The following is a 17,901-nucleotide window of genomic DNA, read 5'->3' on the forward strand; positions in this document are numbered from 1 at the left end:
CGGACACAAAAAGCTTCCCTAGCTTCAACGATGAGAGCTTAAAAAGCTATTGGAGTTTTTTAAAGCTTACAAAAGGTGGTTGTTAAATCTTTAGAATTGAAGAGAATTTTCCCGTGTCTTTAAATGGTCCAATGAGCGCCATATTCAAACGTTCATCCTTAAAAATTTCTTGCGCAACACGAAGTATATCTTCGGGGGTGACCGCATTAATCTTTTGTGCAACCTCTTCTGGAGTAAGGATTTTCTTAGTAAGGGTTTCCTGAAGTCCGAAAAAATTTGCAAGAGAGTCCGTTGATTCAACATCGAGAAACAGATGGCCAATGAGATATTTTTTCACCTTTGCGAGCTCATCATGGGGAACTAGTTCGCTTCGCATTTTCTTAAATTCCAGAAGTATAGCTTTGACGACATCGAAAATCTTTGTATTATCGGAACCGACTGAAACTACAAGTGCACCATGATCAGTATAGGCGTCATTCCCCGCTTGCACATAATACGCCGCCCCCATATCTGCTCTGATTTTTTGAAACAATCTCGAGCTCATTCCCCCGCCCAATACTCCGGCCAAACAATCAAGAACATATGTATCTTTGTCAAAAATATCTTTTGAGCGTACGCCGATCATAAAATGGGTTTGGTCGGTATCTTTCCATTTCACCAATAGTTGTGGTTTATCTTGAGAATCTTTGACGGGAAGTTTTTCTTCTTTCTTTCTGTTCTGTATTCCTTTAAATTTTTCTTCGATGATCTTAAGAATTTTTTCTTCATTAAATCCCCCTGAAACAACCACGACCGTTGACGAGGCATGATAATGTTTGTCGCGGTATTCAATAAAATTCTCTCGGGTAAATTTCACCACTCCCTCCTTAGGTCCAGTGATATGCCACCCTGCCGGCTGATCTCCATACAGCACTTCCATAAAAATATCGTGAATATGCCGCATGGGATTATCTTCGAACATATTGATCTCTTGCACGATCACTCCTTTTTCTTTTTCAATTTCAGCAGAATCAAATAATGGGTTGACGTAAATATCAGAAATAATATCAAGGATCTGATCAAGATTATCCGCCTGCGCTTTTGCCCAATATCCGGTGAATTCTTGACTCGTAAACGCGTTTGACTGCGCACCAAGACCATCGAGTTCCTTGGTAATATCCATCGCCGTGGGTCGGTTCGTAGTACCCTTAAAACACATGTGCTCCAAGAAATGAGAAAGTCCGTTCAGGTTTTTGGTTTCATATTTTGAACCCGTCTCGACGAGCACGAGCGCTGTTATGGTGGGACTGTCTTTGAGCGGCGCGGTGATGATGCGCAAGCCGTTTGGAAGAGTTGTTTTTTTAAAATGCATAGAAATGTAGTGTACCACAAGAAGTTCTCCGACAAAAGAAAACGGGCGCATGTGGGCGCCCGTGAGAGAAATATTGAATTAAGCGGTTACAGCTTGAGGAACAGGAGAAGCTGTATCCCTTTTCCCATTGATGTGCAAAGAAACAATGATGCAAAACCCGTAGAGGCGAGATACATAACACTTGCTGATCCGCCGATATTTAATAAGCAAATCTAAATCATTTAAAAAGTTCTCGATGCCTTGAGCGTCACGTCGACGCTTGCAAGTATGGAAAAAAATGAATTCTTCCACGATCTCACTCAGTATCTTTTGCACATTTTGATCGCCTGAATTTTTGTGAAGATTTTCAAGCATCTGCCGAAATGCACCTATCTTTTCCCATCCCAACATATCTATTTCTCGATCCTGCGCCAAAAAACGTAATTCATCTTCAGCAGAACTTACCACGTGTGGATTAATATAAGATACGCCGTTATTCACAGTATAGTTCTCCTTATTTGCCCATAGCTAAAACAGTTTCCTTCTTTACAATAACCCCGCCACAAAAGAAGTCAACCCCGCCATACATTTACGAACGTATAAAAAAGAAAATGAGAAGATAGAGTGTTGCGAAGATCCACGGGACAAGGGGCTCAATTTTTTCTGACGGATATTTCCGAGGACTGGAGTGCGTATCTTCTACGATCTTCCATTCGGTTGTATAGGGCGCAAACGGCATGTGCGCCTCAATGCAATGAAGAATCCTGAATTTTACACGATTAATTTGTTTGTATACGTGCGTGGTATACCACCATGCAAATGACAAAAGAAGTCCTGCGGCAGGGACAACTGTGTGCCAAACAGCAGGATTAAAAAACTCCTCTTTGGTGAGTGACAACCCTGCTGCAGTAAGAAGAACGGTGTTGATGGTAAGAAGATAGCTGTTTGCCCTATGCTTGAGATCGCTTACGTAATTAATACTTTCAATATAGAGTCTGTACTGCTCCATCACGTGGTCTTGATATCGTTCTCCATATTTCTCCCGTGAGTTAGGAAAAAGATTTTGCTGGCAAATTTCTTTGTAGATATTCATATGCATATCATAGCAAAAACAACGGGAAAATAAAAAAGCGCGCAGATGACTCTGCGCGCTGTAAATGAATTCAAAAAAGATCAATATTACTGAGCGAGAACGTATTTTTCTGGAACGAAAAGTGTTTGTCCCACTTCCGTTTTTATTGATTTATAACCTTGTGGCGGAAGGTTTTTGAAGCGATAAACATATTCCCTGTCACCTGGAATATATAAGGTTGTGATGTGTGTCTTCTCGCCGTTCAATATGCTTATGGTATCACCGACAAAAACATACACCGTGCTTTTGTCCCCGTTGAGCTGATTAAAGGCAAACTCACTAGAAATCACTCCGAGGCTAAGCATCCAAAACCCCATAAATACCACGCCGGCGCTAGTGAAAACATAAGCACCCGCTACCCAGCCAAAAGATTTCCCTTCTTTTCCCGAGGTCCATGCAAACGTAATCGCACACAAAAGTGTACCAATACCTAATATCAGAAGACTGGTCGTCATAATCCACTCCTTGTCTAGTTTAGTCTATTTTAAATGATAGAACTTTTTAGTATTTTTGTCAACTCACCTATTTCTATACGTTCCTGTTTTCCACTATCGCGGTTGCGAAGAGTGACAGTATCCTTGAGTTCTGGATTTTCTCCAAGCGTATCAAAATCAACCGTAATACAAAACGGTGTCCCGATCTCATCTTGCCTGCGATAACGCTTTCCCACATTACCATTGTCATCCCACATCGTCTGTGGAATCTCTTTTTTAATCATTTCAAATACTTCCCGGGCTTTTTTTACCAACTCCGGCTTGTTCTTAAGAAGCGGGAACACCGCGACTTTCACGGGCGCAATGGAAGGTTTCAATTTGAGAAATACGCGCGTCCCCTCTCCGAGTTCATCTTCGGAATACGCATCGAGGAGAATCGCGAGAAGGGTGCGGTCAAGCCCAAGCGATGGTTCAATGACATGTGGAATAAATTTCTCTTTTGTTTCTTCATTCACGTAATCAAGGGTGACACCCGAGTGCTCGCCGTGTTTACGCAGATCGTAATCGGTCCGATATGCAAGACCATACAATTCTTTTCTACCGAACGGGTAATCAAATTCAAAATCAATGGTGCGTTTTGAATAATGCGCTCGTTCCCCGTCTTCGATCTCGTGCTCATGCACACTCTCTTTTTTAATGCCAATCGCCTCGATCCATTTCCACATGATATTCTTCCACATCTCAAAATATTTTTCCCATTCGGCGGGATGTATAAAATATTCTACTTCCATTTGTTCAAGTTCACGTACACGGAAAATGAAATCGCGGGGCGTTATTTCATTGCGAAACGCTTTGCCGATCTGCCCGATGCCGAACGGTAATTTTGGGTGAAACGAGTCAATGATATTTTTAAAATTCACAAAAATTCCTTGTGCAGTTTCCGGACGTAAGTATGAGGTCGCGGCACTATCTTCCATTGCTCCGATTGCCGTCTTAAACATCATATTGAACTGTCGTGATTCCCCGAGTTTCCCGTCACATTCGGGGCATTTGTCTCCTTTAACATGATCTGTGCGAAAACGGCGCTTGCATTTTACACACTCAACAAGCGGATCAGAGAATCCCGCCACGTGTCCCGATGCTTCCCATACTTTCGCATTCATAAGTATTGCGGCGTCCACTCCATACATATCTTCCCGCTCTTCCACGAACATCCGCCACCAGAGATTTTTTACGTTATTTTTAAGCGCTACGCCCAATGGTCCCCAGTCCCACGTACCCGCAAGCCCGCCATATATTTCCGAACCTTGATACACAAACCCCCTCCTTTTTGCGAGAGAAATGATCTTTTCCATACGGTCATTTTTTTCTTGATTTTCAGCCATAATTTTTTGTGGTTTTAACAATACTCGATTATGGCACAACGATGCCCTGGTTCTCAAGGAACATCGAGTCGGTACTTAGTTTGATGGTTAACGGTCGCTTGCTGTCGCGAAGGATTGTGCCAGTGAAAATATCTTTTGCAGACAAAACAATTTCAGAAGTAAGAAGCGGAATATGGTCCAATTGGCTTAAACTAGGCAGGAATGATATCTGGAACGCAACTTCTCTCGCTCCGCGAGCAATTCCCGTCCCTGCCGGAACTGTCCCTGCATTCCACGTAACCTCACCCCCAATCTCATTGTACGATACATCTTCGGAAGAAGGCGACACGACACCGAGCCATTTTACATATGTTGGAAGTGTCGTGCGCACAACCGCGGAGGAAACATCGTTAGACGAATTAGTGATTGTCCAAATAATTGTGTATGTTGTTTCTTGGTTTACTTTCGGAGGAAGCGCGCCGATGTTTTTAAAGGGTCCCGTATAATATACGGAACGTGATGCAAGATTCAGAATTGATTCAATTTTAACCTTCTTGAGAGCAACCGTATTAATCTCTTCGGGAACATTGGTATCAGAAACACGACGCCCATGGGCAGTAACCTCAATCGAAACTTCGGGTCTACCAAATGCAATTCTCCCATCTTTTGAAACCAGTGGAAGAAAGTTGAAACTGAAACCAACGCTTCCTTTTTCTCCGGGTTCTATTACCGTGAGCGGTTCGTTGCCACTTTTACTATCCCAAACGATTGTATCATCAAGAGATCGATAAAATCCCTTGTTCCCTGCCTCAATGGAGTATCGATCAATAACATCACCGAGAAGTTTTACTTGTATCTGTCCGTCTATAATTTTTGTTGGAAGATTGTTTTCCCACAACACGTCGACACGAACTATTTTCCCACTTGATGAAATGTGTTCATTGCTTGTGTCGCCGTCGATCACCATATCAATTGCGAGAAATGGTTTTTTTATGAAAATCGACTTCGAAACAGAGTTGTATGTTATACCGAGAGCTCGGGGGTCTCTTTCGTTTTGCGTCCCGGCATACACTCTGAATATTTTTTCCTCTTCATCTTGTCCCTCAAGCACTCCTTTTATTTTCACCACGTGCTCGGCAGAAGGTGCGAGATCCCCAAGAACCCACGTTTTATTGTCGTAGTGAGGTTTTGGATTAGCTTCTTTAAACTGGAATCCGAATGGGTAGTCAATCGAGAACACAAGACCTTTCAGCGGCACCGTACCGTTTGACTTCAAGTGAACAGTAATTTCTACCTCTTGTCTTGAGTTAGCCTCTTTGAGCATATCAATGGTGATATCAACAGGTGAAGAAATAATACCTATGCGATATTCTTTCTTTTTTTCCAGAGTGGCATTTGACCCTTCAAAACGAAATTCTAGGGTAATCAATATATTTTTTTCGGTATTTGACTCTCCAAATAAGACTGCGTTTGCACTTTCACGAATGGTCTCGTGTGCATTGATTTTCCCTAAGTGTTTTCTTATACGGGGGAGCGCTTCTTGGGATTCCGTTGATGTGTATGAGCCTTCCGGATATTCAATAAGAAGATCTGCTGATTCGATTGCCACGTCGTTATTGTTGGTTATAATCATGGCCATAGCAAGAACATCCCCTCCTGACAAGGAAACAGGTCCTTCAACGGAAATATCGACGTTATTGGCAGACAAAAGATTTGACCCTTTAAAGAAATATATGAGCGCGATAGATACCGCGATAATAAAAAATGAAAACGATAGGATAAGAATTTTCTTAAGCATTCGATTGTGTGATGGGTTATATGCAACAACAAACGGCGAATCTTCTTTTTTCTCAGTACTCCATGTATCGCGTACCTCATACTCCCGCTCTTTGAGTGTTTCAATAACCGGTCGATCTTTAAAATTCGGGGAGTATAATTTTTTATTAGTTTCCTCTATTCTACTTTTGGGTTTTTCGGGCATAAGGCGGATATTAAGATAATGTATATACAGTATACACTAAAGAGCTTTTAGCTTCATTAGTTTCTTAGAGCCCGTTCAACATCTAGACGTAAAATATGTTGCAAAACATTGCTTGCCTGTTAAAACTCTCGAATTTCGGCTACAAATCACTCATTCCTCCTCAACGTATCTCGCGGACTTCATGATTTTTCGCTCGAAATTCGAGAGTTTTAACGAGGCATTAGATGTTGAACCGGCTCTAAGTTTCGAAAATTTTTAAAGCTGTTCTGTTATTTGTTGTCGTAAAACATACAAAACAGTGACTTCATTTGTGTGGGGTCAAAAATTCACAGATGGCTTTCTTTAAGGGCGTTATTTATATATTTATTTGCTTCCATGCGAATCCTCGAAAACCTCTCAAGTCCTTCTCTATTCCATGTTACATCATTCAGAAATTCGTCGAATTTTTTTGTTTCTCCCCAATATCCCAGTTCATTGAGAACTCGAAGCACGATCAGGGCCTCCAGTGAACGCAGTTGTTCAGAATTTAATGATTCCTGTTCAAGAAATACGAGTCCGGAAAGAAATTCCTCATACAACTTTTCATGAGGACTTTCCCCGGGCATAAGGCGCCGAAGGAGCGATGCGAGTCGGGCATAGAGGGCAATCTTTTCTTGACTGTTCACGAGCGAAGTAAACGAATGGAGGCTCTGTGTGTTTGTCACCCGCCAAACTTCTTTTCCCCGCACCAGATCAATGTAGGTGTGGGAAAGTGTGTTGAGGCTGTAGCGCAATTTTGATTTCAATTCACGAATTCCTTGCGCCACAACACCAAGAAGGCCCAAGTCTTTGGTGAGAATAAAAAGAAAGCGGTTTGATTCGCCGATGGGGATTGAACCCAAAACAATTCCTTCTGTGTGGTATATGGTGTGCGACATAAAAATATAAATCTCACTCTATAAAAACTATGACTCTAATCCTTATTTTTTACGTGATATATAGCTTTTTTGACGCGTAAAAACTGGGGACCATTATAAGCGATTTTACTTGTATCAAAGTCTTTTTTTACAAACGCAACCGTGATATGTGGCACATATTCAAATTTTTGAAATTCCGCAAAATGAGGGAATTTTTTTAATTCTTCGTGATATTTTTTAATATTATTTTCTTTGTCTTTTACAGAAAGATACAAAACTTTGTATTCCTGGTCCATGGGAGAAAAGACGCCAACCTTATCTATTTCTATATTTTCTAAATTCATGCTATCTATAAAATCCTGAATATCATCTTTTTTATAAACAAGTTCTTCGTTAAATCCATAAAATAAGGTTAGGTGTAAATCGTCTGTCACATTACCACCATCAATTTTTTCTTTTTTTGAAATAAAATAAAAATCTCTATCTTGTATAATTTTCGACCAATCTCTAACTAAATTTTTTTCTTTATCCGCAAAATAAACGGCGATGTAACCAGTTTTTTGTTTATCCATATAATATAAATTAATTATGATAATACTAAAACTTGAGAAACGTCGTCAGAATCTTTTTTTGAAAAAACAGTGTGCCCCTTCTTGGTTTCAATGAGTAATTTTCCTGCATATTCCGGATAATTACTTAAGAGAATCTTTTCAACCCTTAAGATTTCTTTTGCTTTTTCTATGGTGGAATTTGTTGGTATTTTTTCCATAAATTATTTTCTCAAGCGCACCATGAACGTGAGATCATCGATGGTAATTCCTTCTCCCGCAGTCATTGCCGTAAACGCAATATCCTTAAGAAGACAGATTCGCTGTATGTCATGCGCAAACGACTTGATAAGGTCTCCCCCGTTGTTGTCTGTTTGCACTTCCAAAACCGCGCGGTCTTTTGTGCTCAATCCTTCTTTTTTCCGCAGGTCTTGAATATTTCTTACAAATTCACGGAATTGCCCTTCTTTCTTAAGCTCTGGGGTAATTGTTGTATCAATCTCAACTTCACTTGCGCTACGAGCATCAAAAAGGATTGCTTTTACATTCAATTCATCTTTAATCAACTGTAGCAATTCTTTATTATTTTTGATTTTTGATTTTTGATTTTTGATTTTGAGCGTAGCGATGGGTTGTCGCACCTTGATTCCCGCTTTCGCGCGCGCTTCGAGACCAAGCGATGCAATCGCCTTTGTTTCTACCATATCAACCACAAGACGTTTATCAAGAGTGGTCAACACACGTCCCTTGGGCCAGTTTTCAAGATGCACGCTTTGTGCGCTCTTTTTTTCTTTTACTTTCTGATACAGCTCCTCCGCAATAAAGGGCAAGGTCGGAGCAATAATTTTTGAGAACTCAAGCAAAACAAATCTCGTGGTCCCAAGCGCAGTTTTTCTATCGCTTGAAACATCGGACTTGAACCGATCTCGTGAACGACGTAAATACCACGTAGAAAGATCGTCAACAAATTCTCCGATAGGACGCGTAGCATTATCAAGCTTGTAATCATCAAGTGAGTGCTCAATGGATGATTTTGTTTCATTAAGGCGTGAAAGAATCCATCGGTCAAGAATATTTTTACTCGTTCCTGTCGCTTTTACTGAAGAATCGGCATACAGTTCATAAAACGAAAGAACATTGAGAAGCCGACCGATAACTTTCTTTTGAATTTCATCAACTCCTTTTTCGGAAAATTTAAGATCCTCACCACGCATAATGGGAGAAGATAGCATGTAATATCGGAGTGCGTCGGCGCCATACTTATTCACCATATCCTGCGGGTCGGGATAATTTTTAAGCCGCTTGCTCATTTTTTGTCCGTCTTCGGCGAGAATAAGGCCATTCACGATAACATTTTTGAATGGGGTTTTGCCGAAAAGCCCCACAGAAAGGACGAGCATGTTGTAAAACCATCCTCGTGTTTGATCCAACCCTTCCCCAATAAAATCTGCCGGAAAATTTTTCTTAAACTCTTTTTTGTTCTCAAACGGATAATGAAATTGTGCGTACGGCATTGACCCTGACTCAAACCAGCAATCAAATACATCGGGAATGCGGCGCATTTCTCCCCCGCACGAACAGGGAAATTTTATTGCGTCGATGTAAGGGCGATGAAAGTCGAGTTCGTAGTCGGCGTTGTGGGGAAATGGACAGAATGGAACAGATATTGCTTGGGCATTTTTAAGAAAATTTTTCCCTTCCTGTTTTAATTCAGCCGCTTGTTCTGGTGTAAAACCCTGACTTCCTGCAACAAGAGCCCATGAAGCATGGTCATGCCCAACAGTAAGAATATTTTTGTGAGAATTCTTACGATCAATTTCAAAGATAAATTCCATTACCCTTCGCTTAACATCCATGAGATTCTCACCCTCTGGAGGAGTTTTATAGAATCTCTCTAGAGGAGAAGAGAAATATCCGTTATACTCCGCGTTTGTTTTTTTCTCAAACGTGCCAGTGTTTACTTCTCGAAGTCTCGCGTCAAATATAATGTTTTCGGAAGGTATCCCAATCTCTCGAGCTACAATTTCTGCCGTTTCTTTTGTTCGATAAAAATCAGATGAATATATAGTATCAATCTTTTTATTTCTAAGACTTTTCCCAGTTTTTATTGCTTGCCGTTTACCTTCTTCGGTGAGCTTTGAACCATTTCTCGGGTCATTGCTGACAACCGCAGATACATTATTCTCCGCTTGTGCATGGCGCATCACAATATACTGATTCCCTGATACTTCCATATTGTCCTGAAGCTCTTGTATAGAACCGACCACGATTTGTTTGCCACATCCTCTTTTTCCGCGTTGTTCCGCGTCAAGTCCGCGTTGGTCTGCGTTTATTTGACATTCCCATACCGGAAGCGGCGCGCCCCAGAATCGTGAACGGGAAATCGCCCAGTCTCGTGCTCCATGAAGCCACTTACCAAACCGCCCATGTTTCATCGTCTCTGGAACCCATGTTACTTTATTATTTTCGGCAAGAAGTTTTTTCTTGATTGCTGTTACTTTTACAAACCACGATGATGCGGCGTAATTCAAGAGCGGAGTTTCACATCGCCAACAGTGCGGATACGAGTGCGTGATTTTCTGCTTATCAAAAAAAGTATTGTGCTCCTGAAGATATTTAATAACGGCAATATCTGCGGAAAGACGGGTTTTTTCGTCATCCGATTTTGGTTTCACCGACATTCCTGCAAAATCTTTAACTTCACCCGCGAATGTTCCGTCCATCCGCACATGCTGAACGAATGGAAGATGATATTTTTCTCCGAGCTTAAGGTCATCTTCGCCGAACGCAGGCGCGATATGCACGACTCCAGTTCCGCTTTCTGTTGTGACAAATGATGCAGGATAGATTTTCCAGCCATTTTCGCGGTTTTTGAGTTTAATATCGTTTGAATAGTAATCAAAAAGTGGCTTGTATGATTTCCCGATAAGCTTCTTGCTTTCAAATTCTTCGATGATTTCATATTCTTCGCTATGAAACACGTCCGCAATACGGTCTTTCGCAAGAATATAGTATTCGTTATCTTTTAATTTTACACCGTCATTTTGACTTTTGATTTTTGATTTTTTAATTTTGCTATAAACAATCTCCTCCCCCACCGCAAGCGCAACGTTCCCTGGCAATGTCCATGGCGTCGTCGTCCATGCAAGGACGTATGTTTTTGGCTCACTTGCCCCGTTAGAAGTAGGCTCTTTAGAGCCGCTAGTTCTAATGGGGTCAACAAGTTCAAATTTTACCGTGACAGAAATATCGGCGATATCCTTATATCCATCCGCAACTTCATTGTTCGAAAGCGTCGTCTCGCATCGCGGACACATATGCATCGACTTGAATCCTTTATAGATAAGTTTTTTGTCGTAGAGCGTTTTGAATGCCCACCAAATGGATTCGCTATACGAAGCATTCATAGTTTTATAGCTATGCTCCATATCCACCCATCTTCCAATGCGCGGGATCATTTTTTTCCAATCCGCATCATAGCGAAGGACGCTCACTTTTGCTGTTTCGTTGAATTTTTCTATTCCGAACTTTTCGATATCTTTTTTGTGCTCAAGCCCGAGCTCTTTTTCAACCACATTTTCAAGTGGCAGTCCGTGACAATCCCACCCCCACACACGGCGGACAAAATTCCCTTTCATGGTGCGATAGCGCGGAATCACATCCTTCATAAAGCTAGTGAGAAGGTGGCCATAGTGAGGCGTTCCTGTCGCAAACGGAGGACCATCATAAAACACAAAAGTTTTCTTGCCTTTTGTTTTTTTGAGCGTTTTTTCAAAGATCTTATTTTCGTCCCAAAATGCAAGGATTTTTTCCTCTCGTTCTGCGGTAGTAAGTTTTTTATTTTCTTGTTCCATAGAAATATTCATACATAGTATCGGTTTTCATCCTTTCTTGCAAAAAATAAAGCCACTATTATTTCGGTGGCTTTATAAAGCAAACTATGCGCGCTTGCGGAGAATACCAGATGGTCCTAATGTAATAACAACATCTTGTGGCCCTAAAGCAGCAAGTGCTTCATGGTTCGCCTGAGACATGAGTTCCCGTACGCGATGAGACAGGACAAATCCATCTTTAATCGCTTGTTGTACGGCCTCACCATAAAGCCTTTGATAGTTTTTAACGTGGCGCACAAGGTCACCGGATGCAGTGAGCGTTTCGGTTGGCATATATCACCTCGTTTGTAAATTTAATCCTACTTTAATATACCACATTTCTCTTTTACATCCTCTCCGGCGCGGAAATGCCGAGGAGTTTAAGAGATTGCACGAGAGTTTTTTTTGCAAGAAATGCGAGATCAATTGCGCCTTTATTATATGAGTCGCCTTGTATCACGCGCACATCGCGATAAAACTGACTGAATTCACTTCCAAGTTCATACGCATATGTGGTAAGTTTTTGAATCTGAAAATCTTTCGCAATAGCTTCGACAACCTCGGGAAATTCTGCAATCTTGAGCGCGAGTGCTCTCCCCCGTTCGTGATGTATTACATCTGCAAGAGAACTTGTGTCAGCCGTAAGATTTTTTGTGTTCTCGATAATTGAGTTGATGCGGGCGTGCGCGTATTGCACATAATAGACAGGATTTTTTGCGGATTGCTCTCGTGCAAGTTTCATATCAAATTCCATATGAGTGCTGATCGCTTTCTCCGTAAAAAACCAGCGCACTACATCAATACCAAGCTCATCAACCAAATCTTCAAGCCAAATGACATTGCCCGTGCGCTTAGACATTTTCTTGGTCTCTTCTCCTTCTTTAAGTGAAACGAGTTGGGTGATAAAAACAATAAGTTCTCCGTTCCATCCGAGCATTTTTTTCACTGCCTGTATGCGCTTCACGTGACCATGATGATCGGCGCCCCACACATCCACCACCATGTCATACCCTCTTCCCATTTTTTCGGCATGATACGCAATATCAGAAAGAAAATATGTTGGTGTCCCACCTGCCTGCCGCCCACCTGCAAAGTTTGCGTGGGCAGGCGCTTCGCCCGGCGCAGGCAGGTCGGAACGAACAATCACCCTGTCTTCATCATCTCCATATTCGGAAGTTTTGAGCCATATCGCCCCTTCTTTTTCGTAAGTAAAATTACTGTCTTTGAGCATCTTAAGAATTTTTTCCGCTCGCTTCCCCTGCCTGATATGCTCTTCTTCCGAATACCATGTATCAAACATGACGCCAAGTTTCTCTCGTATAAAATTTCGATTGTACGCCCCAACATGTTCGGCGAGCAAAAATCCCGCATCAATTTCGTTCATACCGGCTACGTTCATATTTTTAATGATTTCTCCAAGCCGCGGGGTTTTATATTGTTCCCCTTTCCCGAGCGCAGTCTTTCCAAGTTCCTTGATCTGATTGCTCTCTCTTGAGTCGTTGATATAAAATTCGCGGGTAACTTCCGCGCCGGCGTATGAAAGAATGCGGGAAAGAATGTCGCCGTAAAACGCTCCGCGACCATGTCCGATATGCAAATCTCCTGTCGGGTTTGCGGAGATAAATTCAATGTTTATTTTTTTGTGCTTAAGAAAATCAAAACCTTTTTTAAGGTGCTCACCAAGGGCTTCCGCTTCACTTAAAATCATTTCTTCAGTAAGAAAAAAATTTATGAACCCCGGTTTCGCAACATGTACTTCTTTAATGTAACGCTTACCTGTCAGAGATTTAAGAAGTTCTTCCTTGAGTTCTCCGGCGAGCTCCATCGGTTTTTTGCCTAATTGTTTTGAAACAATCAGAGCCACATTCGTGGCATAATCGCCAAAATGCTCTGATTTAGTAACTTCAATACTACTTACATCAACGGTAAGAGAACAATTCCGAAGCGCCTGTCGTACTTCTCCTTGGAGAATTTCCTTGATCATAGAGTGATTCTAGCATGTCATGGCTTACAAACAAAAAGACGAATTCGTAAATCAAGGTTACTTAATTCACTCCCCCAATTTATTATATATTTCAAGTCATGACTTGAAATATATAATAATCGAGAAGCAATTACTTCCCCGTACTGCCAAATCCTTTTTCGCCCCTATGCGAATCTCCGAGCTCTTCCACTTTTTGAATAACAGGCGATTCTATTTTTTGAATAAGAAGCTGCGCTATTTTGTGTCCTTTTTCTATCGTATAATCCTCACTTGAAAGATTCACAATCCCTATTATTATTTCTCCGCGATACCCTGCATCGATCACTCCGCCCAGCGTTTTCAATCCATGGTTTATAGAAAGTCCGCTTTTATCCCACACAAGTCCGACATACCCATCGGGAATTTCAAGCGCAATACCGGTCGGGACTTTTCCCCACTCTCCCTTTCTGATGTGAACGTCTTCCGACGCATACATATCCATCCCCGCGTCTCCTGCATGAGCATAGCTTGGTACTGTCGCGTCCGCTTTTAGTTTTTTGATTTTAATAGCGAGCATATTTATAATACGATTTTACCATATTTTACAAAAATAAATCCCGCGTAATCAACGCGGGATTTAAAAAATTGTTATTCTTCAGAAAATAGGGTTGTGCATACCACCCGATAAACCTCCTCTAGGACTTTTTTGTGATCTCTGCTCGCATCTATCACACAATGAGGTTTTGAAGACAAATAGGCAAATAAACCGTCACGGACTCGCTCGTGAAAATCAGAAAGCTTGTCTTCAAATTTATTCGTGTCTCCGCGTCTCATGCTTCGCCCAAGACCGATTACGGGATCTATGTCCATAAGGATATAAAGATCGGGTTCAAGTCCATCCACAAGTTTTCCTTGCTGTACTTTTGCCCCACGGAAAATTTTATCCAAAAAATAAAAAATTCCCTCAAGATCTTTTCTTCCTGACGCAAAAACTTGGTATGCATATGTACTGGCACTAAACCGATCACAGATCACATGTATTCCTTGTGCGAGAGTCGGCTGAATAAGCCGCTCGATGTGTTGAATACGAGCAGAGCAAAACAGTCCCATTTCAGCCCTCTCATCAAGAGGATCCCCCGATTGAACCTTGCGTGAGATAACTAAGTCACGAATTTGCTCGGCGGTCGGCGTCCCACCTGGCTCACGAGTAAAAACTATTTTATGTCCCGAAAGCTCTTTTTTTAAATACTCCTGTGCAGATGTTTTGCCAGAACCTTCTCCTCCTTCAAAAACAATAAATTTACCTTTCTTGTTCATGGTGTCCTCCGGTTAATATTGTCTTCCGCAGTTCTATCACACACACCGCCAAAAGAAAAGCCCCGCATCATCCTTGATGGGGGGCTTTAACAGTACCTATAAATTGTCTATTTTGAACACCAGACCGTTTCCTTGTCTTTGAAATGTTTTGATAGCGACGGATTAGGGCTATAGTAATTTGATCCTACGCTTTTTCCATAGAGTTTGTCGGGGATTTCCGCTGTTTTCTCAAAAAACATCCTACAAACACGTTGGTTATGAAAAAACCGACGTGGTACATCTCGAGGGCGCACCTCAAGCACAGCATGTGTTCCCCCATCTTCAAACCCGAAACCGTTATCAAAAAATCCGGCATAATGACTTCTGTATTCTCCCGCAGAAACGTCATACACCATTAATTCTGCACAACAGGTCTCGGGCATCTTGATGCGTTCCCTTGTTGCGAAAAGATAAAATTTATCTGGTGAAGTAACAAGTTCCTTATTTTTAGGCCGTTTTATGGGAACCCAGAAATCTTCCACTTCGTAGAAATCTTTTTTGGAAAGATCAAGGGACGTTACCGCATTTGAGCGGGACTCGAAACCCACGATGTCTCTATCGAGATCAATATGAAAATACACACTATCGCTAAACATATCAATTTCGTCGTGATTAAGAGGCCGCCCGTCTTTGTCATAAAGTATCCCTTGCTGTGAGTGCATCAGATAAAATTCCGCGCTTTTTACAAGACACTCTCCAGTTCGTACGCGAAACTGTATCATCTCCAACAGATGAGTAATGTTAATATCAAATGAAAGTGGAACTACTTCCAGGTAAAGAGGTCCTTTGTATCCGTGGTCTGCCCGGTCATATTGAGTATGCCGATCAATAAGAGCACGAACAAAAGTATCCGTCCTCCCTATTGAACTTTTGGGAGAGAAGTTCACTTGATAGTTACTGCCAAGTGCAAACGACTCATTGAGTGGTATCAAATAACACACCCCTTTTTCAAGAAAAGCACCCTTAGGCTTGATCTCAAAATCATAAGCACAGAAACGATCAATAAGACTCATGACCGTTTCCCCGGAAGAAGGTAGTGCTGATGCTTTCATTCGATAAACCACATTACCAAGAGAGGTGTCCACGGTAGCCATTTGAATCTGCTCGTCTCGTATTTCTTGTGAAGAAGTAATCATGGGGACTTTTCCGTTTATGATTGCCCTCAGGTGTTGAGTAGGAAGTATCATGTCGTATATCCTCATTTTCAGTGGTTATTGGTGCTATAAAAGATCAACTGCTTACTAGTTTCTATCTTAATTAGAATCATAAGTAAAGCCCCCCTCCGCCTCTAGGGCGGAGGGGGGCTTTACAAAATACTCTACATTACAGGCTCTATGGTTCACTACTTGACTTCAATTCCTTACAGGAACAGTACACCTTTTGGATATTTTGTTCGAATTTAATTCTTCAAAATATCTCAAAAAATCGATTGAGGTTGCACTACTTCACCTCTATCCCCATACTTCGCGCACTTCCTTCAATAATTTTTGATGCCGCGGCAATGTCGTTCGCATTGAGATCTTTCATTTTTCGTTCCGCGATTTCTTTCACTTGAGCTTTGGTGATGGATCCCGCCTTGGTTACCAAATTCGTGCCGGAACCTTTTTCCACTCCCGCCGCCTTGAGAATAAGATTTGATGCGGGTGGAGTTTTTGTCACGAAATCAAATGTTCGATCTTCGTAGACGGAAATTTGCACGGGAATAATGTCGCCGATCGAATCTTTCGTTGCGGCATTAAAACGCGTGACAAATTCACCGATATTAACTCCCGCTTGTCCCAATGCAGGTCCAAGTGGGGGCGCAGGGGTTGCTTTGCCTCCCGGAACCTGCAGTTTTATTTTTTTAGTTATTTTTTTTGCCATAATTGATAGATTTTCTTAATGAGCGTAGCGAGTTTTGAAAATCATCACCCAGCACTCAGTATTATTTATAAATTAGTGTATCAGTATATTACTTATATTAGTCTTTTTTGCAACTCATTGTAACTGAATACTGAGTGCTGGGTCAAGAAAATATACTTGCTTTGCCTGCCTGCCACGATGCTCGTGGCGCAGGCAGGCTCGTTATTTTCTACGACTTTTTTACTTGCAGGAAATCAAGCTCCACAGGTGTCTCGCGGCCGAACATTGAAACCAAGACCTTGATCCTTCCTCGCTCCTCATCAACTTCGCTGATCTTGCCCTCCAAATCCTTAAACGGACCGTCAACAATGACCACTGGATCTCCTACATCTAGGTCGATTTTGTGCTTCACCGTATCCGTATTCATACGTTTGAAGAGCGCATCAACTTCATCTTTGGAAAGCGGGACCGGGTTAACGCCTGCTCCGACAAAACCGGTAACACGGGGTGTGTTCCGCACCACATACCATGAATCATCGGTCACGATCATATCCACAAGAACGTATCCCGGATATATTTTCTCCTCCACCTCGACGCGCTTTCCACCCTTGATCTTTATTTTTTTCTCTATGGGAACAATAACATTAAAAATTTTGTCTTCCATGCCAAGTGACTCAATGCGCTGTTTAAGATTCCTCATTACCGCGTTTTCATATCCAACATAAGTGTGGATAGCATACCAATTTCGTTCCGTAGTTCCTTCTTGTTTTGACATGGTACTTAATTATTTAGCAATAAACAGTCGAAGCCACTTGAAAAGTGTCGAGAAGATAGTATCAAACAATCCGAGAAATAATGCAGTAAAAACAGAAATAGCGATGACAACAACCGTAAAGGAGATCGCCTGCTTTCGCGTCGGCCAACTGACGTGCTTGAGTTCTGCTTTTGTTTCTTTGAGATATTCAATGAGAGCCATGGTATATTTTCTGTTCTTACTAAAAACCGCCCTTGCGGGTCGGTTTTTATATAGTACGCCCTTCGGTAAAAAAGTCAACCATGTGTATCCCGAGTTCAACAATGAAATGCAACGCCCTGGGGTAGCATAAACAAGCTTAGGTAATTTCTAGTTTCGATGAAGCTTTAATCCGGGGAAGCTTTTGAAGTTCGCGAAGCTGCGCTTCCT

The 17,901-nt window shown here is 41.7% G+C and carries 18 protein-coding genes; all 18 read right to left on the bottom strand.

The window, feature by feature from the left end; genetic code table 11:
* Positions 1-82: 82 nt before the first annotated feature.
* The 18 genes from Q7S11_00110 to secE all read right to left on the bottom strand — a co-directional run bounded on the left by Q7S11_00110 (position 83) and on the right by secE (position 17,694).
* Positions 83-1,351, bottom strand: coding sequence for a pitrilysin family protein (locus Q7S11_00110; protein ID MDO8572158.1), 1,269 nt, complete (start codon positions 1,349-1,351; stop codon positions 83-85).
* Positions 1,352-1,429: 78 nt separating this feature from the next.
* A complete protein-coding gene (locus Q7S11_00115) occupies positions 1,430-1,831 on the bottom strand; it encodes a hypothetical protein (GenBank protein MDO8572159.1) in 402 nt (133 codons plus the stop codon).
* 88 nt (positions 1,832-1,919) lie between these two features.
* Complete coding sequence (locus Q7S11_00120) at positions 1,920-2,423, bottom strand: hypothetical protein (protein MDO8572160.1); 504 nt, start codon at positions 2,421-2,423, stop codon at positions 1,920-1,922.
* A gap of 86 nt (positions 2,424-2,509) precedes the next feature.
* A complete protein-coding gene (locus tag Q7S11_00125) occupies positions 2,510-2,917 on the bottom strand; it encodes a hypothetical protein (protein MDO8572161.1) in 408 nt (135 codons plus the stop codon).
* Between the two features lie 29 nt (positions 2,918-2,946).
* Positions 2,947-4,251, bottom strand: coding sequence for a glycine--tRNA ligase (locus Q7S11_00130; protein ID MDO8572162.1), 1,305 nt, complete (start codon positions 4,249-4,251; stop codon positions 2,947-2,949).
* A 58-nt stretch (positions 4,252-4,309) separates the two neighbouring features.
* On the bottom strand, positions 4,310-6,241 hold the full coding sequence (locus tag Q7S11_00135; GenBank protein ID MDO8572163.1) for a hypothetical protein: 1,932 nt from the start codon (positions 6,239-6,241) through the stop codon (positions 4,310-4,312).
* Positions 6,242-6,567: 326 nt separating this feature from the next.
* Positions 6,568-7,158, bottom strand: coding sequence for a DNA repair protein RecO (gene recO / locus Q7S11_00140; GenBank protein ID MDO8572164.1), 591 nt, complete (start codon positions 7,156-7,158; stop codon positions 6,568-6,570).
* Between the two features lie 35 nt (positions 7,159-7,193).
* Entirely contained in the window at positions 7,194-7,709 is a 516-nt protein-coding gene (locus tag Q7S11_00145; GenBank protein ID MDO8572165.1) for a 2'-5' RNA ligase family protein, read from the bottom strand.
* Between the two features lie 14 nt (positions 7,710-7,723).
* Complete coding sequence (locus tag Q7S11_00150; GenBank protein MDO8572166.1) at positions 7,724-7,906, bottom strand: hypothetical protein; 183 nt, start codon at positions 7,904-7,906, stop codon at positions 7,724-7,726.
* 3 nt (positions 7,907-7,909) lie between these two features.
* Positions 7,910-11,539: a class I tRNA ligase family protein gene (locus Q7S11_00155; GenBank protein ID MDO8572167.1), complete on the bottom strand. Its 3,630-nt coding sequence runs from the start codon at positions 11,537-11,539 to the stop codon at positions 7,910-7,912.
* Between the two features lie 84 nt (positions 11,540-11,623).
* On the bottom strand, positions 11,624-11,851 hold the full coding sequence (locus tag Q7S11_00160) for a hypothetical protein (protein ID MDO8572168.1): 228 nt from the start codon (positions 11,849-11,851) through the stop codon (positions 11,624-11,626).
* Positions 11,852-11,903: 52 nt separating this feature from the next.
* Entirely contained in the window at positions 11,904-13,541 is a 1,638-nt protein-coding gene (locus Q7S11_00165; GenBank protein ID MDO8572169.1) for an arginine--tRNA ligase, read from the bottom strand.
* Between the two features lie 130 nt (positions 13,542-13,671).
* On the bottom strand, positions 13,672-14,097 hold the full coding sequence (dut, locus tag Q7S11_00170; GenBank protein ID MDO8572170.1) for a dUTP diphosphatase: 426 nt from the start codon (positions 14,095-14,097) through the stop codon (positions 13,672-13,674).
* A 71-nt stretch (positions 14,098-14,168) separates the two neighbouring features.
* Positions 14,169-14,837 carry a dTMP kinase gene (gene tmk / locus Q7S11_00175; GenBank protein ID MDO8572171.1) on the bottom strand — a complete coding sequence of 223 codons (669 nt, stop codon included), beginning with the start codon at positions 14,835-14,837 and terminating at the stop codon, positions 14,169-14,171.
* Between the two features lie 107 nt (positions 14,838-14,944).
* Entirely contained in the window at positions 14,945-16,063 is a 1,119-nt protein-coding gene (locus Q7S11_00180; protein MDO8572172.1) for a 2'-deoxycytidine 5'-triphosphate deaminase, read from the bottom strand.
* Positions 16,064-16,316: 253 nt separating this feature from the next.
* A complete protein-coding gene (gene rplK, locus Q7S11_00185) occupies positions 16,317-16,739 on the bottom strand; it encodes a 50S ribosomal protein L11 (protein MDO8572173.1) in 423 nt (140 codons plus the stop codon).
* Positions 16,740-16,947: 208 nt separating this feature from the next.
* A complete protein-coding gene (nusG, locus tag Q7S11_00190; protein MDO8572174.1) occupies positions 16,948-17,493 on the bottom strand; it encodes a transcription termination/antitermination protein NusG in 546 nt (181 codons plus the stop codon).
* 9 nt (positions 17,494-17,502) lie between these two features.
* Positions 17,503-17,694, bottom strand: a complete 192-nt coding sequence (gene secE, locus Q7S11_00195; GenBank protein MDO8572175.1) for a preprotein translocase subunit SecE — start codon at positions 17,692-17,694, stop codon at positions 17,503-17,505.
* Positions 17,695-17,901: the final 207 nt, after the last annotated feature.

This window comes from bacterium (assembly GCA_030648955.1).
Taxonomy (GTDB): Bacteria; Patescibacteriota; Minisyncoccia; order Phycocordibacterales; family JAUSHB01; genus JAUSHB01.

What these genes read in the sequence shown, in the direction of transcription:
- Q7S11_00110 (MDO8572158.1), bottom strand. Translation starts at nt 1,351, where the DNA reads ATGCATTTTAAAAAAACAACTCTTCCAAACGGCTTGCGCATCATCACC.
- Q7S11_00120 (MDO8572160.1), bottom strand. Translation starts at nt 2,423, where the DNA reads ATGAATATCTACAAAGAAATTTGCCAGCAAAATCTTTTTCCTAACTCA.
- Q7S11_00125 (MDO8572161.1), bottom strand. Translation starts at nt 2,917, where the DNA reads ATGACGACCAGTCTTCTGATATTAGGTATTGGTACACTTTTGTGTGCG.
- Q7S11_00130 (MDO8572162.1), bottom strand. Translation starts at nt 4,251, where the DNA reads ATGGAAAAGATCATTTCTCTCGCAAAAAGGAGGGGGTTTGTGTATCAA.
- Q7S11_00135 (MDO8572163.1), bottom strand. Translation starts at nt 6,241, where the DNA reads ATGCCCGAAAAACCCAAAAGTAGAATAGAGGAAACTAATAAAAAATTA.
- recO (MDO8572164.1), bottom strand. Translation starts at nt 7,158, where the DNA reads ATGTCGCACACCATATACCACACAGAAGGAATTGTTTTGGGTTCAATC.
- Q7S11_00145 (MDO8572165.1), bottom strand. Translation starts at nt 7,709, where the DNA reads ATGGATAAACAAAAAACTGGTTACATCGCCGTTTATTTTGCGGATAAA.
- Q7S11_00150 (MDO8572166.1), bottom strand. Translation starts at nt 7,906, where the DNA reads ATGGAAAAAATACCAACAAATTCCACCATAGAAAAAGCAAAAGAAATC.
- Q7S11_00155 (MDO8572167.1), bottom strand. Translation starts at nt 11,539, where the DNA reads ATGGAACAAGAAAATAAAAAACTTACTACCGCAGAACGAGAGGAAAAA.
- Q7S11_00160 (MDO8572168.1), bottom strand. Translation starts at nt 11,851, where the DNA reads ATGCCAACCGAAACGCTCACTGCATCCGGTGACCTTGTGCGCCACGTT.
- Q7S11_00165 (MDO8572169.1), bottom strand. Translation starts at nt 13,541, where the DNA reads ATGATCAAGGAAATTCTCCAAGGAGAAGTACGACAGGCGCTTCGGAAT.
- dut (MDO8572170.1), bottom strand. Translation starts at nt 14,097, where the DNA reads ATGCTCGCTATTAAAATCAAAAAACTAAAAGCGGACGCGACAGTACCA.
- tmk (MDO8572171.1), bottom strand. Translation starts at nt 14,837, where the DNA reads ATGAACAAGAAAGGTAAATTTATTGTTTTTGAAGGAGGAGAAGGTTCT.
- Q7S11_00180 (MDO8572172.1), bottom strand. Translation starts at nt 16,063, where the DNA reads ATGATACTTCCTACTCAACACCTGAGGGCAATCATAAACGGAAAAGTC.
- rplK (MDO8572173.1), bottom strand. Translation starts at nt 16,739, where the DNA reads ATGGCAAAAAAAATAACTAAAAAAATAAAACTGCAGGTTCCGGGAGGC.
- nusG (MDO8572174.1), bottom strand. Translation starts at nt 17,493, where the DNA reads ATGTCAAAACAAGAAGGAACTACGGAACGAAATTGGTATGCTATCCAC.
- secE (MDO8572175.1), bottom strand. Translation starts at nt 17,694, where the DNA reads ATGGCTCTCATTGAATATCTCAAAGAAACAAAAGCAGAACTCAAGCAC.